Raw genomic sequence first — 15,613 nt, 5'->3', positions numbered from 1 at the left:
CTTTGATTAGCAGATGAAAAAACAACAGGGGAGTGAGCTGTTCAGTGCCATCGTGGCCGCGCCATTCGGCGCCATGGGCGTGCGTGCGCAGGACGGCCAGTTGCGCGAACTGGTCTACCTGCCGCCCCACTTCGCCGAAAAGGCGGCGCAGGATGCCGTCTCCGAGCGCGCGTGCGTGCAGCTGGCGCGCTATTTCGTCGACCCCGATGATGTCTTTGACCTGCCGCTGGCCGTGCTGGGCAGCGCCTTCCAGCAACGCGTATGGGCGGCGATCGCGGGCATCCCGCGCGGCCAGGTGCGCACGTATGGCGATGTGGCGCGCCTGATCGGTTCGGCGCCGCGCGCCGTCGGCCAGGCCTGCGGTGCCAACTGGTATCCCGTGCTCATTCCGTGTCACCGCGTCACGGCCGCTGGTGGCCTGGGCGGCTTTGCCCACCAAGACGATGCCAGCGGTTTTCATCTGGGCGTGAAGCGCTGGCTGCTGGCGCATGAAGGCGTGGCGGCTTACTTATGATGAACAGCCTGCTGGCGCTGGACAACGCCACCCTGATCGATGAATTCTGCGACAGCCTGTGGCTGGAAGACGGCCTGTCGAAAAACTCGCTGGACGCCTACCGGCGCGACATGCGCTTGTTTGCGCGCTGGCTGGAAGTGGCGCGGCCCGGGCGCGACAACCTGTACGAGGTGTCCACGGCTGACATTGAAGCGTATTTTGCCGCGCGCCACGACGAGAGCAAGGCGACGTCGTCGAACCGGCGCCTGTCGGTGCTCAAGCGCTTTTACCAGCTGGCCTTGCGGCAGAAGCATATCGCAGCTGACCCGTGCCTGAAGATGGTCTCGGCCAAGCAGCCGGCGCGCTTCGTGCATACCTTGAGCGAAGCGCAGGTGGAAGCGTTGCTGGCGGCACCCGACGTGAGCACGCCGCTGGGCCTGCGCGAGCGCACCATGCTGGAACTCATGTACGCGAGCGGCTTGCGCGTGTCGGAACTGGTGGACTTGAAATCGGTCGAGCTGAGCCTGAACGATGGCGTGCTGCGCATCACGGGCAAGGGCAGCAAGACGCGGCTGGTGCCGTTTGGCGAGCAGGCGCGGCTGTGGATCGAGCGCTACCTGAAGGAGGCGCGCGGCGTCATCCTCGACGGCCAGATGGACGATGCGCTGTTCGTCACGCGGCGCGGCGGTGCCATGACGCGGCAAATGTTCTGGGTCATCATCAAGAAGCATGCGCTGAGCGCCGGCATCACGGCGCCGCTGTCGCCGCATACCCTGCGCCACGCGTTCGCCACCCATTTGCTGAACCATGGCGCGGACTTGCGTGTTGTGCAATTGTTACTGGGGCACTCCGATATCTCCACCACGCAGATTTATACGCATGTGGCCCGTGAACGGCTGAAACTGCTGCATGCGCGGCACCATCCGCGAGGCTAAACATTTGGTGTTTGGTTCAATTACGTCATAATGTGCCTTATGTGCTTATCTGTAACATCTAAAAACTAAAGAGGTAGTAAATGGCCAAGACAAATTTCCAATACGAAAAACGGCAAAAAGAGCTGGAAAAGAAGAAGAAAGCCGAGGAAAAAGCCAGACGCAAGCTGGAAGCGAAAAACAATCCGAAGGCGGCCGACGGCAGAGAGGGTGAAGAGCCGGAAGCGGACGACGCCGATGACGCTACCGACGTGCCAGCCCAGCCGCAGTAATTCCCCGTTCCCGATGACCGGTGCGGCATTGCCGCGCCGGTATCTTCTCGTTCTACTTTCTACCCGCTATAAGCTCGGCCGCTGGCCGATCGCCAGTTGCAGCTGCGTGCTGGCGATGGCTGCATCGGCGCGCGCCTGCACATAGCCCTGGTAAGCGTCATCGGCCGAACGCTGCGCTGCCAGCCATTCCAGCAGCGAGGCATTGCCTTTGACGTAAGACAGGCGCATGCCGTCCACCACCTTTTGCGCATCGACCAGCACGCCGTCACGGTAGCGCGCCAGCCGGTCCTGCGCCGCACGCAGCTGCCGCTGCGCCGTGCGCACTTGCGTTTCCGCTGCCAGTTCCGCCTGGCGCAAGGCCAGCATCGCCTGCGTGACGCCCGCTTCGGCCTGTACCACGTCGCCCTTGTCGCGCCGCGACAGGGGGATGGGGATGGCCAGCGAGAGGGTGAGGGCGCGCGAGCGCGGTGACCCGTCGACGGGATTGCCGCTGCCGTCGATGCCGTCATGGTAGCCGCGCGCGGCGGCAAGGCCCAGCGTGACGGTGGGATCGACGGCGCGGTTGGCGCGCACCAGCGCCGCGCCATCGCGCAGATTGTCCAGGGTGGCGCGGGCGATGCGCACGTCGCTGCGCGCGTCGAGCGCCTGTGGCACCAGCACGCTGGCATCCTTGTTCTCATACGCGGCGAAGTCGCAGGCCAGCTGCGCGTCCGGAAACAGCGCATCAAACTGGCGCCCCAGCGGCGGCGACAGGGCCAACATGGCACTGTCCGCCTCGCTGCGCGCCTGCGCCAGCTCGGCCTGGAACTGGTCGCGTTCCACGCGCGACTGCAGCAGCTCGATGCCGCCCACGTCGCCCGCCATGCGCCGCACGGCGTTCGCGTCCACCACCGTCGACAGGGCCGCCATGGTCTGCTGCTTGCGCGCGGCCACTTCACGTGTGCGGCACGCTTCCGTGAACGCGGCGGCGGCCGTGCCATACAGTTCGCTTTTGAAGCCGGCCACCGTCTCCTCGGCCAGCGCGACATTGCTGTGCGCCGCCTTTAACCGCGCGGCGCGCTTGCCGCCCGTCTCGATGGCCATGCTGATGGCCGGGTTCCATGTGATGGGGCGGTGCGCGACGCTGCGCACCGTCTCGCGCGTGGCGCCCAGGGTAAATTCGGGATCGGGGCGCAGGCCGGCGATGCCGATGCCGGCCTTGGCCGAGGTGATGCTTTCGCGTTGTGCCTGCAGTTCCAGGCTATTTTTTTCCACGGCGGCCAGATAGGTCTCGAAGCTCAAGGGGGCGGCAATGGCGCCTGGCGCGATCAGCCAGGCCGCCAGCAGTACATTAAAACGTGTCATGGTTCACTCCTTTGTCGGTCAGGCGTTTTTGCAGGTGCGCCTCGATCAGGTAATACAGGGCCGGCAGCAGCAGCAGGGTCAGTGCCGTCGCCGTCACCAGCCCGCCCACCACCACGGTGGCCAGCGGGCGCTGCACGTCGCTGCCCAGGCCCGTCGCCAGCATGGCGGGCGTCAGGCCCAGGGCGGCCACGGTGGCCGTCATCAACACGGGGCGCATGCGGTCGCGCGCGCCTTCCAGCACGGCGTCGCGCAAGCTCTTGCCTTCGTCGGCGCGCAAGCGGTTGATCTGCGCCAGCATCAGGACGGCATTCAATACGGCCACGCCGAACAGGGCGATGAAGCCTACCGCGCTCGAGACATTCAAGGTCATGCCGCGCAGGTGCAGCGCGGCCAGGCCACCGAGCATGGCCAGCGGCACTGCCAGCAAGACCAGCGCGGGCTGTCGCAGGTTGCGGAACTGGCCAAACAGCAGCAAGAACATGGCGCCCAGGGTCATCGGCAGGATCAGGGCCAATCGGCTTTGCGCGCGCTGCAGGTTTTCGAACTGGCCGCCCCATTCGACGCTGATGCGCTGGTGCTCGCCTGCCACGGCTTGCGCCACCAGGGGACGCGCTTCGGCCAGGAAGCCGGCCAGATCGCGCCCACGGGCATTCAGGCGCACGATGATGTGGCGCCGTCCCATTTCGCGCACGATCACGCTTTCGCCCGAGGTGGTGCTGATGCTTGCCACCTGCGCCAGCGGAATCCTGGCGCCGTTGGCGGCGGTGAGCATCAGTTTGGCGATGGCATCCGGGTCGGAGCGGGCGGCGGGCGGGAAGCGCACGGCGATGTCGTAGCTTTTCTCGCCCACGTAGACCTGGCCGATGGGCGCGCCGCCGATGCCGGTGGAAATCAGGTCGGCCACGTCGGCTGCATTGATGCCGTAGCGGGCCGCCTTTGCCCTGTCCAGTTCCACTTTCAGGTTGGGCAGCGGCGGCTCCACGTCCACCGCCACGTCGGAGGCGCCCGGGACGCCTTTCAATACCTTGGCCACCTTGCCGGCGATGCGGCGCACTTCGTCGAGGTCGTTGCCGAAGATTTTCACCGTCAGGTCGCTGTGCGCGCCCGACAATTTATCTTGCACGCCATCGATCATCGGTTGCATGAAGGCCACCGTATAGCCGGGCATGCGCGCGAAGCGCTCGTTCATTTTGGCGATCAGCTGCTGCTTGCTCAGGCCCGATTTCCAGCTCTTGTACGGATGCAGGCCCACGCTGGCCTCGATGTGCGACGGCGTCCAGTAATCGGTGCCGTCGTCGTTGCGCCCCGTCTGCGTGACGATGGTCGATACTTCAGGGAACTCCAGCGCGGCGCGGCGCAGTTCACTGGCCATCTCGGATGCCTTGTCCAGGGTGATCCCAGGCGGCATCTGCACCTGCAGCCAAAGCGAACCCTCATCGAGATAGGGCAGGAAGTCGCGCCCGATGCTCCCGCCCAGCAGGGCCAGGCCCGCCAGCGAGGCGGCGCACACCATCGCCACCCAGCGCTTCTTGCCCACCATGCGCTCGAGGAAGCGCCCGTACGCGGCCGCCAGCTTTTCCAGCGCGCGGTGATGGAAGGTGCGGCGCGGCTTGCGCAAGGCCAGCCAGGCCAGGCCTGGAATCAGCACCAGCGCCACCACCAGCGCGCCCACCAGCGCCGCGCCTACCGCATACGCCATCGGAGAAAACAGCTTGTATTCGATGCGCTGGAAGGCGAACAGGGGCAGATAGGCGGCGATGATGACGGCCATGCCGAACATGATGGGACGCGCCACCTGCAGGGTCGCCTCGATGGCGTCCTGCAGGGTGAGGGGGCGTTCCTGTTCGCGTTCGCGGCGGCGCAGCATGTTTTCCAGCACCACCACGGAACCGTCGACGAGGATGCCGAAGTCGATCGCCCCCAGCGACAGCAAATTGGCGGGAATTTTAAAATGGTGCATGAAGATGAAGGCGATCAGCAGGGCCAGCGGAATCGTCAGCGCGACGATGGCGGCCGCGCGCGGGCTTCCCAAAAACAGTAGCAGCACCAGGGCGACCAGCAGCATGCCTTCACCCAGGGTAAACCCGACTGTATGCAGGGTGGCGTCGATCAGCGAACTGCGGTCCAGGTAAGGCACGACCTTGACGTCCTTCGGCAGCAGGTTGTTATTCAAATCGTCCACGGCCGCATGGATGCCGGCCAGCGCCTCGGACGGGTTGAAATCCTTCAGCAGCAGGGTGATGCCTTCGATGGTATCGGGATTGTCATCCTTGCCAAGGATGCCGCGCCGCTCCACGTTGCCGTAGGCGAGCTTGCCCAGATCTTTTACCAGCACGGGCACGCCGTTCTTGCTGCTGACGACAACGTTGCCCATGTCGTCGAGCGAGTGCAGCAAGCCGACGCCGCGCACCACGTACGATTGCTGGCCGCGGTCGATGACGCTGCCGCCGCCACTGATGTTGTTGGCGTTGATGGCGTCCTTGACCTGCGCCAGCGAGAAGCCATAGCTGTCCAGTTTTGCGGGGTCGAGTTCCAGCATGAACTGCGTGGTGAGACCGCCGAAATTGCTGACGTCCGCCACGCCGCGCACCTGCTGCAGGCGCGGGATCACGCTCCAGAACTGCAGCTCGGACAGTTCGCGCAGGGACCGCGTTTTCGATTCCAGGGTGTAGCGGTAGATCTCGCCCGTGGGCGAAGTGTAGGGATCGAGCCCCGGCTTGGCGTCGTATGGCAGGTTCACGCTGGCGAGGCGTTCCTGCAGCCGTTCGCGCGTGAAGTAGCCATCGCTGCCATCCTCGAACACCACCGTGATCAGCGACAGCGCGAACAGGCTGCGCGTGCGCAGTACATGCATGCCCGGTGTGCCCAGCAGGGCGCGCTCCAGCGGTATCGTGATCTGCTGCTCGATTTCCTCGGCGCCCAGGCCCGGCACCTGCGTGACGATTTGCGAGGTGACGTCGGCGATGTCTGGATAGGCTTCGATGGGCAGCTGCTTCCAGCAGTAGACGCCGTAGGCGGCGACAAACAGCAGTACCAGCCAGACGATGCCGCGCCGCTGGCAGCAGGTGGCGATGAAACGGTCAATCATTGAGCAGCACTCCTTCCTTGACGACGATGCGCTCGCCCGCCTTCAGGCCAGCGAGGATTTCCACCTGCCCGCCATGGCTGGTGCCTACTTCCACCGTGCGCGGCGCAAAGCGCAGCGGGCCGCGCTCGACCATCACGCGCGTCGACGGCCCGCTTTGCAGCAAGGCGGACGCGGGCACGAGGAGGGCGCGGCGGCTGGTGCCGGAAAACAGCGCGTGGGCGAACATGCCCGGCTTGAAGGTGCCGGCGCGGTTGTCGATCGCCACGCGCACTTTCACCGTGCGCGTCTCGGGATCGAGCACGGCGCCCACATACGCGACCCTGCCTTCGAAAGCCTTGCCGGGCCAGGCATCGACGGTGATGCGCGCCGTCTGGCCCACGGCCACCTGCGCCAGGTCTCTTTCGGCCACGTTGGCCGACAGCCACACGGTGGACAGGTCGGCCACCGTCATGACGGGTGCGTTGATATCGTTCCAGTAGCCGCCCTGGGCACCGTCCATGGCGATCACGCTGCCGCTAATGGGCGAACGCAGGACGTAGTCGCGGCGCGAACCGCGTGCGCCGGCGCCGTACTGGGCAAGCTTGTCGGCGCTGGCCTGCGCGTCGCTGGCGGCCTGGTCGTAGGTCGCCTGGGCCGATTCGTACTCCTTGCGCGCGGTGATCTCCGCCTCGAACAGGGTTTTCTGGCGTTCCAATTCCTGGCGCGCCTGCTGCAGGGCGGAACGGGCCTTGCTGTCGTCCGCGTAGGCGGCGCTCAGTTCCGCAGAATCGAGCGTGAACAGCGGGTCGCCCGCCTTGACGCTGTCGCCCAGGGCGCGTTGCAGCCGCGTGATGCGGCCGGCCAATGGCGGCGTGATCTTCACCATTTTTTCCGGCATGGCTTCGATGCTGCCCGGCGCATCCGTCTGCGTGGCGATATCCTGTTCCAGCACGGGCGCGATCTGCAGGCGCTGGCGCAGCGGCGACATCTTGTCGACGGCGATGCTGCCATCGTCCAGATGCGTCGCCTGGGTCTGCGGTATGGCCGCTGGCGTCGGTTTGGCGCAGCCGGCGAGGGCCGAGCAGGCGAGAGCGAGCGCGTAGCTGGCGCCCAGGGCGTTGCGGGTGGTCGTGTTCATCCCGTGTTTCCTTGTTATTGATGGTGATGGAGCATGCGTGGATGCCGTGCCCAGACGGGCAGTCAGAAGGGGAGCGCTGGCAGTATCACTACAGCGCCGGGAAAGCATAGCAATGTGCCCCTGAAGAAGCGCCCAAGAATGCCTGAATCATTCTTCAGGTTAGGCGTGTACGCCGTGGAGCGGGGTAAAATGCCAGCATGGAAAACAAGGCGCGACGCGAAAGGCAGGCATGAGAATCCTCCTGGTGGAAGATGACCGCAAGGCGGCGCGCCTGCTGGCGCGGGGCTTGCAGGAAGAAGGCTTTGTGGTCGACGTGGCGCACAGCGCCGAGGAAGGCGAGGACGAAAGCTACGCCGTCGATTACGACGTGATCGTGCTGGACTGGATGTTGCCGGGCAAGCAGGGCATCGATTTTTGCCGCGACTTGCGCATGCGCGGCATCCAGACTCCCGTGCTGATGCTGACCGCGCGCGATGCCACGGCAGACCGGGTGGCGGGCCTGAACACGGGCGCCGACGATTACCTGACCAAACCGTTCGAATTCGAGGAACTGCTGGCGCGCATCCGCGCGCTGCTACGCCGCTCCGACATCAGCCGCCCGCTGGTGCTGGCGCTGGCCGACCTGACGCTCGATCCTGTCAGCCACCAGGCGACGCGGGCAGGCGCGCCGCTGGTGCTCACGCCCAAGGAATATGCGATTCTATTGATCCTGCTGCGCCAGGCAGGCGAAGTGGTCAGCCGCGCGCGCCTGGCCGAGCAGATATGGCAGGCGGACCTGATCGGCATCGACAATCTGATCGATGTCCACGTGCGCAACCTGCGGGGGAAAGTGGATGCAGCGGGCTTGCCGCCCTTGATCCACACGGTGCGCGGACGCGGTTTCCGCCTGGCGGAAAACAGCGGTGGCTAGCTTTCGCAAGCGCCTGCTGCGGGTGCACCTGGCCGTCATCGTCGCCATCGTTGCCTGTACCGCACTGGCCGGCTACTGGGGCTTGTCGCGCGCCGTGCATGGCCAGCTCGACGCGGCCCTGCTGGCGCTGGCCGAGACGGAAATGGCCATGCTGCCGGCCGGGCCGCGCCAGCCCGTGCAGGTGCACGAGGTGGCGTCGGGCCTGGCGCCGCCGTCATTGATGCGGCTCGACCGCCTGGTGCAGATCATCGATGGCGAAGGCCGCGTGCTGGCGCGCAGCCGCAACCTGGAGGCGGCGCAGCTGCCGGCGCCACCGGCCCTGCTGGCGCGCCTGGCGGCTGGCGACACCGTCTTTGAAACCTTGCCCAAGTTTGGCGAGGAGCCGCTGCGCATGGTTTCCATCCCCGTACCCGCATCCGGTTTGCACCTGGCGGTGCAGGTGGCCGGTTCGCTCGACGACGTCAATCACGTGCTGGCCGCGGCCACCGTGCTGTTTGGCGCCATGGCGCTGGCCTTGCTGGCGGCCGTGGGCCTGGCAGGCGAAATGCTGACGCGCCGCGTGCTGGGTGCCATCGACGACTTGGTGCGGCAGGCGCATTCGATCGGCGAAGCCAGCCTGCACCAGCGCCTGCCCCATCCCGGCACGCAAGACGAGATCGGCCGCCTGGTCGATACCCTGAACGCCATGCTGGAGCGCCTGGAGCACGGCTACGATGCGCAGCGCCGCTTCACGGCCGACGCCTCGCATGAACTGCGCTCGCCCCTGTCGCGCCTGCGCACGGAAATCGAAATCACCCTGCGCCGCCCGCGCGAGGCGGCTGAATATGTCGACGCGCTGGCCTCTTGTCTCGATGAAGTGCAGCGCCTGACGACGCTGGTGGAAGAATTGCTGATGCTGACGCGCCTCGATGCTGGCCAGGAGCGCAATGCCGTGGAAACCATCGCACTCAATCCGCTCGTGCGCGCGGCGGCGCAGCGCCTGGAAAAACCGGCAGCGCAGCGCGGCATTCGCATTGTCTTCGATGAAGGTGTGGCCGTGCACGCGCGGGTGGCGGCCGGTCCCGTGGACCTGGTGCTGGCCAATCTGCTGGATAACGCCGTGAAGTTTTCGCCGCCCGACAGCGTCATCACCGTGCATGTATCGCGCGAGGGCGAGCATGCGCTGGTGGGCGTGAGCGACGCGGGAGCGGGCATCGGCGTGGAAGACTTGCCGCATCTGTTCGAGCGTTTTTACCGGGGCGCCCAGGCGCGCGCGGGCGAGGCGCCCGGCTTCGGCCTGGGCCTGGCCCTGTCGCAAGCCATCGTGCACGCGTATGGCGGCAGTATCGAGGCGCAGAACCGCCCCGGTGGCGGCGCGCTGTTCATCATGCGCCTGCCCGCTTCAAGCTGAGGGGGCCACGCCTTCCCAGCGCACCTGCCGCACTTGCGGCCAGGCGCCCGCGCGGTTGACGAAGCGCACCAGCACGGCGCGCTGCACGGCCTGGCACAGCACCGTGGCGATCAGCTGCACCACCTGCCTGGCCTCGTCCCAGCTGCGCAGCATTTGCGACGGCGCCAGGCCCGCGCCTTTCAGTTCGGCCAGCAGCAGGCGCACCACGTGGTCGGCTTGCGCCGCAGGGCAGGTGACGGTCAGGCGGTAGGTGGCCACGACAGGACCGCGCCTGGCAAACCAATGGAAGAATTTTTTCATCATCACACTCCCCGTTCGGCGACAAATTCCGCGTTATTCACCAGCGCCCAGCGCACGGCCGAGACGCTGCCTTCCAGGCTGACCTGGCTGACGATTTGCTCCAGCAATCCCAGGCTGGACAAGGGCGTGAGCAGGTCGGCGCGCACTTCGATGCGCCCGGCCTGCGCCGCGTCTTCGCTGTGCAAGGATTGCAGCATCAGCGCCGGCATGCCGCTGATTAAGCGCAGCATCAGCTTGCGCACCTGCACTTCCTGCTCCGCCTCGCACACGGCCGTGACGCGGTAGATGCTTTCCGTCTCGATGCCCGCTTCGCTGCCGTGGGCGTTGATGCGTTGCGCCAGGTGGCGCAGCACCAGGTTGGCGACCAGCACGAATCCCGTGCCGATGGCCGCTTCCAGGGCAAACCCCAGGCCGCACAGCACGCCGATGGCGGCCGAGCACCACAGGGTGGCGGCCGTGTTCAGGCCGCGCACCGTCATCCCTTCGCGCATGATGACGCCGGCGCCCAGAAAGCCGATGCCCGACACTACCTGCGCGGCGATGCGCAGGTGGCCATCGGGATCGCCTTCGAGTACGGAGACCATCACGAACAGCGAGGCGCCGACGGACACCAGCGCGTTTGTGCGCAAGCCTGCCATGCGCTGGCGCAGCTGGCGTTCGGCGCCGATCATGGCGCCCAGGGTCAATGCTGCGGCAACGCGCAGCGCAAAGTCAAATACCACCATCAGTTTCTCCCGGCTGGGGAGGAACACACGAGTGCAAGGGCGAAGTCAATTCGCCCCGAAAGGGGGCAGCAGACGATAACGGTGGAACGATGAGGAGGGAAGTGGCGGCGAATGTGCATCGCCGCTGGTAAAACCGCACCTTGCCGTGGGCAAGGCGGGCGGAATGCGCGCGTCTTGCCTAAGGCCGATCGCCGATGGTCAATCGACTACTGTCACTGGAACAAGCACCCACGAGTCACTCCATATCATTGATAACGGGGGATAGTCTAGCCAGTGGTGCCGCTTTGGTCAACTGAAGCTCTCTTCAGGAAGCCGCCGCGTCGTCCCCGCCAATGCGGGGACGGTGAAGGCGACCGGTCAATCAGTGGGCGTGCGCTTTGCCGTCGTCGGCGGATTCAGCATGCTCGCCGCCGCTGCCACCGAAAAAGCGCGCGGCGCGCTTGCCCAGGCTGTCGAGGTAGGTGTAGGCGACGGGCACCACCACCAGGGTCAGCAGGGTCGAGGTGATGACGCCGCCGATGACGGCACGGCCCATGGGTGCCTGCGATTCGCCGCCGTCGCCCATGCCGATGGCCATCGGCAGCATGCCGAAGACCATCGCCAGGGTCGTCATCAGGATGGGGCGCAAGCGCACCTGCCCCGCTTCCATCAGCGCCTCAAACTGCCCCAGTCCTTCACGCTGGCGCTGGTTGGTGAAGTCCACCAGCAGAATCGCATTCTTGGTGACTAAGCCCATCAGCATGATGAAGCCGATCACGGAGAAAATGTTCAGGGTGCTGCCCGTAATCAGGAGCGCGGCCAGCACGCCGATCAGGGACAGCGGCAGGGAGACCATGATGGCGATCGGCTGCAAAAAGCTGCCGAACTGCGAAGCGAGCACCAGGTAGATGAAGATCACGGCAATACCCAGCGCCATCATCGCGCCGCCCATGGTCTCAGCCATCTGCTGCGCATTGCCGGCCACGTCGAAGCGCACGCCCGGCGGCAGGTCGATGGACTTGATGGCTTTCTGCACATCGGCGTCGACGTCGCCGGCGGGGCGGCCCTGCACGCCCGCATAGATGGCGACGCGGCGCTGCAAGGCCTGGCGTTTCAGCACCTGCGGGCTGGACGACGGCACGAACTCGACCACCTGGCGCAGCGGAATCATGACGGGCTTGCCGCTGGCGTCAAGCTTGCTCGACGCCAGCGACAGGTCGGCCAGGTCTGCCACCTTTTGCCGGCCCGACTTGGGCAGCTGCACGTTGACGTCGTAGTTTTGCCCGTCGGACGCCAGCCAGTGGCTGACCGTGTCGCCCGCGACGAACGGCCGCAGGGCATTGCCGATCTGCTGCACCGACAAGCCCAGGTCGCTGGCCAGCTCGTTGTTGATCTTCACGGTGGTCGACGGATTGGCGCCTTCCTGGCTGTACTCCATGTCGGCCAGGCCCTTGATGGTGCGCATCTTGTCCATCAGGCGGTGCGCCACTGCATCGAGCTTGCCTTCGTCCGTGCCCAGGATGGCGATGAAGATAGGGCGATTTCCGACCGACAGGGTAATGCCGGCAATCGGCGCCAGGCGTTCGCGGATCAGCTTTTCCAGTTCCTGCTGCGAGCGGCGCTTGTGCGTCTTGATATCTGTCAGCTTCAGGTTCACTTCGGCCGCGTTGCGTCCATCGGGCGTGCCGATATTGGCCACCAGGCTGTCGATCTCGGGAAATTCCTTCAGGGCCGTTTCGATCTGGCGCACCTTGGAATCCGTATATTCAAGGCTGGAGCCGACGGGCGTCTTGAAGCGCAGGTTGACCCAGCCCTGGTCCGTTTCCGGGAACATCTCGCCGCCGATCATCGGCACGAGCATCAGGCTGCCCACGAACAGCGCGACGGCCGTGGCCAGCGTCGTCTTGCGCCAGCGCAGGGCCACTTTCAACACCTTGCCGTACCAGACGTGCAGGCGGTCGATGCCCGTCTCTAACCAGGCCATGAAGCGGCCCAGCCATGGCGCATACTTGAAGCGGTCCTTGACGGGATCGCGCCAGACGGACGACAGCATGGGGTCAAGCGTGAAGCTGACGAACAGCGACACCAGCACGGCGACGGCGACGGTGATGCCGAACTGCAGGAAGAAGCGGCCGATGATGCCGTCCATGAAGGCAACGGGCACGAACACGGCGACGATGGCGAACGTGGTGGCCATCACGGCCAGGCCGATTTCATTGGTGCCGTCGTTGGCCGCCTTGTAGTGATTTTTCCCCATGCCCAGATGACGCACGATGTTTTCGCGCACCACGATGGCGTCATCGATCAACAGGCCGATGCACAAGGACAGCGCCATCAGGGTCAGGAAGTTCAGCGTGAAACCAAACGCTTTCATGGCGATGAAGCTGGCCAGCACGGAGATCGGCAGGGTCAAGCCCGTGATGATGGTCGAGCGCCACGAGTGCAGGAACAGGAAGACGATCACCATGGTCAGCACGGCGCCTTCGATGATGGTGCGCTTGACGTTATTGAGCTGGCTTTGCACGCGCTCCGATTCGTCGTCCAGCACGCGCAGCTTGATATCGGGCGGCAGGGTCTTTTGCAGGTCCGCCGCCACTTTCAGGATGCCGGTACCCACTTCCACTACGTTGGCATCCTGCACCTTGGTGATTTCCATGGTCACGGCTTGCTGGCCGTTCATGCGCGAGATCGACAGCTCTTCCTGCTCGCCGTCGACGACGGTGGCCACCTGGTCGAGGTAGACGGGGCCGATGGCGCGGCGCGCGACGATGATCTTGCCGAATTCGCGCGCATCCTTGATCTTGCCTTCCACGCGCACCAGTTGTTCGGCCGCGCCATGGCTGATGGAGCCGGCCGGCAGGTTGGTATTTGTCGCCTGGATGGCGCGGATGACTTCATCGACGCCGATGCCCTGGGCATTGAGTTCGATCGGCTTCATGCTGATGAGGATCTGGCGCGCGCGCAAGCCGCGCAGCTTGACTTGCCCCACGCCAGCCACGCTCTGGAAGCGTTTGCTGATGATCTGCTCCGTCATGGTCGACAGCGAGCGCAGGTCATGCCCGGTCGAGGTCAGCACGATGGTGGCAATGGGGCGCTCGTTGTCGCCTTCGGCGCGCGCGATGAACGGGTCCTTGGCTTCCTTCGGGAAGCGCGGGCGCACCAGGGCCACCTTGTCGCGCAAGTCCTGCATGGCCTTGTCCATGTTGGTCGACAACTCGAATTCCAGGTAGACGCCGGCGCGTCCTTCCCACGAGTTGGCGCGAATGGTCTTGATGCCGCTGACGGTGTTGACGGCATCCTCGATGGGGCGCGTGATGTCGTTTTCCACCGCTTCGGGCGAGGCGCCCGGGTAGTTCACTTCAATGGCGGCGAACGGGAACTGCACGCTGGGCATGCTTTCCACGCCCAGGCCCCGGTAGGAGAAGATGCCCAGCACCACCAGCGCCACCATGACCATGGTGGCGAAGACAGGGTTTTGAATACTGACTTTGGTCATCCACATGGCTTAATCCTTCCGTGCCAGCACGGCTGCCTGCGCTGCGGGCGCGGTGGCGGGGGCGGCGAAGGTCACGCCGTGGCCCGGCTTGACGCCATCGAGCCTGGCGACGATGACTTTGGCGCCAGGCACCAGGCCCGACCTGACCTCGGCGTAGCCTTCATCCTCGTTGCGCAAGCCCAGGGTGACGGGCTGCGCAACCACCTTGTTGTTCACCAGCGCGTACACCACGGGGCCCTGCTTTTCATTGCGCACGGCCGTCAACGGCACCAGCGGCGCCACAGGCGAGCGCTCGGTGACGATGCTGCCTTTGGCGAACATGCCGCCGCGCAACGCGCCATCGCCATTGTCGACGGCGATGTAGACCAGCATGGCGCGCGAGCCGCTCTCGGTGGTGGGATTGATACGCGTGACCTTGCCGGCGAAATCGCGCGCGCCGAAGCCGTCGACCTTGAAATGCACGTCCTGGCCCAGCTTGATACGCGGAATCTCTGCGCTGGGCACGGGCGCTTCCAGGGTCAGCCGGGCCAGGTTGACGATGGTGTAGACGGGCATGTCTGGCGACACTTTTTCGCCGGCCTGCAGATGGCGCTTGCTGACGATGCCGGCCATCGGCGCGCGGATTGCCGTATCGGCCAGCGCGATGCGGGCGATATCGAGCATGGCGGCGGCGGACTTGACGTTGGCGCGCGCCAGGTCGACCGAGTTTTGCGTGGTGTCGTAAGCTGTCTGCGAAATGTATTTCTGCTTGAGCAGCGCCTGGCTGTTCGCTTCATTCTTGGCCGCCATGGACAGGCGCGCCTGCGCTTCGTCCAGCATGGCTTGCTGCTGCGTCAGGCGGGCGCGCAGGTCGGCCGCATCCAGGCGCACGAGGATTTGACCATTCGCCACTTGCTGGCCTTCCTGCAAGGTCGTTTCCTCGATGACGCCGGAGACCTTGGCCTTGATGGTGGCCTGGGTCACGGGCGCCAGCGAACCGGACAGGGGCAGGCTGATGCTGAGTGCGCGCGCATCGATGGCGGCCACGTCGCCCTGCGCCAGTTCATGCACGGGCGTCTTGGCCTGTTCCTTCTTCTTGCTCGCTTGCAATTCGGCAGCCTTGGCGGCTTGCTGCTTCGATTGCATGACGCTCCATCCGCCGCCGGCCAGCCCCAGTATGACGAGGATCAGCACGGGGGTGCGCCAGCGCCGGCGGCGCGTGGCGGCAAGGGGAGAGGCGGGGGGCAGGGTCTCGTTTTTCATAGGTTTTTTAGTCAGGAGCGGCGCAGGGGCTCGGCGCCAGGTCTCGGTGGGCCGGCCTGTCGCTGGCCGGGGGGAATTCGGGTAGCGCATCACCGTGGCGGCCGCAGGCAGCACGCCTGCCGCTGCGGCCGTTCACGGCGATGCGCATGTTGGCACTTTAGGAAGATTCAAGTCCGGCCGCCATCGTCGTGCGACAGATTGCACAAAATCGGGGCTGGAATGCAAAAAACGGCGACCAAAGACCACTGCCAGCATGCATGCCGCGCACGTCACGATGCTTGCGCATCCTCAAGAAGCCGATTCGCCGGCGCGCAAGAATGGTCGG

Annotated in this window: 12 protein-coding genes; 5 read left to right on the top strand and 7 right to left on the bottom strand. The window is 65.4% G+C overall.

Translation table 11 applies throughout. The features are described from left to right. Window positions 1-13 precede the first annotated feature (13 nt). The 3 genes from ACQ4WN_RS01110 to ACQ4WN_RS01100 all read left to right on the top strand — a co-directional run bounded on the left by ACQ4WN_RS01110 (window position 14) and on the right by ACQ4WN_RS01100 (window position 1,697). A complete protein-coding gene (locus ACQ4WN_RS01110; protein WP_436549889.1) occupies window positions 14-514 on the top strand; it encodes a methylated-DNA--[protein]-cysteine S-methyltransferase in 501 nt (166 codons plus the stop codon). Then, on the top strand, window positions 511-1,428 hold the full coding sequence (gene xerD / locus ACQ4WN_RS01105; protein WP_436549888.1) for a site-specific tyrosine recombinase XerD: 918 nt from the start codon (window positions 511-513) through the stop codon (window positions 1,426-1,428). Before ACQ4WN_RS01110 ends, xerD begins: the two co-directional genes overlap by 4 nt. 80 nt (window positions 1,429-1,508) lie before the next feature. Next, the gene (locus ACQ4WN_RS01100) at window positions 1,509-1,697 is read left to right on the top strand and encodes a hypothetical protein (protein WP_436549887.1); all 189 of its coding nucleotides are present in this window, start codon (window positions 1,509-1,511) and stop codon (window positions 1,695-1,697) included. Between the two features lie 66 nt (window positions 1,698-1,763). Here ACQ4WN_RS01100 and ACQ4WN_RS01095 read toward each other — a convergent pair whose 3' ends face one another. Genes ACQ4WN_RS01095 through ACQ4WN_RS01085 form a run of 3 tightly spaced genes read right to left on the bottom strand, consistent with a single transcriptional unit; the run spans window position 1,764 to window position 7,246 of the window. Continuing rightward, on the bottom strand, window positions 1,764-3,041 hold the full coding sequence (locus ACQ4WN_RS01095) for a TolC family protein (protein ID WP_436549886.1): 1,278 nt from the start codon (window positions 3,039-3,041) through the stop codon (window positions 1,764-1,766). Beyond that, window positions 3,028-6,129, bottom strand: coding sequence for an efflux RND transporter permease subunit (locus ACQ4WN_RS01090; protein ID WP_436549885.1), 3,102 nt, complete (start codon window positions 6,127-6,129; stop codon window positions 3,028-3,030). The genes ACQ4WN_RS01095 and ACQ4WN_RS01090 overlap by 14 nt, the downstream gene beginning before the upstream one ends. After that, window positions 6,122-7,246 (bottom strand): efflux RND transporter periplasmic adaptor subunit, encoded by a 1,125-nt coding sequence (locus ACQ4WN_RS01085; RefSeq protein WP_436549884.1) that lies wholly within the window; start codon window positions 7,244-7,246, stop codon window positions 6,122-6,124. Before ACQ4WN_RS01085 ends, ACQ4WN_RS01090 begins: the two co-directional genes overlap by 8 nt. A 229-nt stretch (window positions 7,247-7,475) precedes the next feature. Here ACQ4WN_RS01085 and ACQ4WN_RS01080 point away from each other — a divergent pair, with 229 nt between their 5' ends. Together ACQ4WN_RS01080 and ACQ4WN_RS01075 are read left to right on the top strand one after the other, a co-directional pair. After that, complete coding sequence (locus tag ACQ4WN_RS01080; RefSeq protein ID WP_436549883.1) at window positions 7,476-8,156, top strand: response regulator transcription factor; 681 nt, start codon at window positions 7,476-7,478, stop codon at window positions 8,154-8,156. After that, entirely contained in the window at window positions 8,149-9,546 is a 1,398-nt protein-coding gene (locus ACQ4WN_RS01075) for a HAMP domain-containing sensor histidine kinase (RefSeq protein ID WP_436549882.1), read from the top strand. Before ACQ4WN_RS01080 ends, ACQ4WN_RS01075 begins: the two co-directional genes overlap by 8 nt. On the opposite strand, the gene ACQ4WN_RS01070 is transcribed toward ACQ4WN_RS01075, so the two are convergent. From ACQ4WN_RS01070 to ACQ4WN_RS01055, 4 genes are all read right to left on the bottom strand, one after another. Continuing rightward, entirely contained in the window at window positions 9,538-9,849 is a 312-nt protein-coding gene (locus ACQ4WN_RS01070) for a hypothetical protein (protein WP_436549881.1), read from the bottom strand. The two genes, ACQ4WN_RS01075 and ACQ4WN_RS01070, sit on opposite strands and share 9 nt — an antisense overlap. Continuing rightward, on the bottom strand, window positions 9,849-10,568 hold the full coding sequence (locus ACQ4WN_RS01065; RefSeq protein WP_207781108.1) for an MgtC/SapB family protein: 720 nt from the start codon (window positions 10,566-10,568) through the stop codon (window positions 9,849-9,851). The genes ACQ4WN_RS01070 and ACQ4WN_RS01065 overlap by 1 nt, the downstream gene beginning before the upstream one ends. 364 nt (window positions 10,569-10,932) lie before the next feature. Next, window positions 10,933-14,052 carry an efflux RND transporter permease subunit gene (locus tag ACQ4WN_RS01060; RefSeq protein ID WP_436549880.1) on the bottom strand — a complete coding sequence of 1,040 codons (3,120 nt, stop codon included), beginning with the start codon at window positions 14,050-14,052 and terminating at the stop codon, window positions 10,933-10,935. 3 nt (window positions 14,053-14,055) lie between these two features. Next, window positions 14,056-15,288 (bottom strand): efflux RND transporter periplasmic adaptor subunit, encoded by a 1,233-nt coding sequence (locus ACQ4WN_RS01055; protein ID WP_436549879.1) that lies wholly within the window; start codon window positions 15,286-15,288, stop codon window positions 14,056-14,058. Window positions 15,289-15,613 lie beyond the last annotated feature (325 nt).

Source organism: Janthinobacterium pasteuri (assembly GCF_051380775.1).
GTDB lineage: Bacteria > Pseudomonadota > Gammaproteobacteria > Burkholderiales > Burkholderiaceae_D > Janthinobacterium.
The sequence above is the reverse complement of the archived record's forward strand: the minus strand, read 5'-3'. Positions and strand labels throughout refer to the sequence as shown.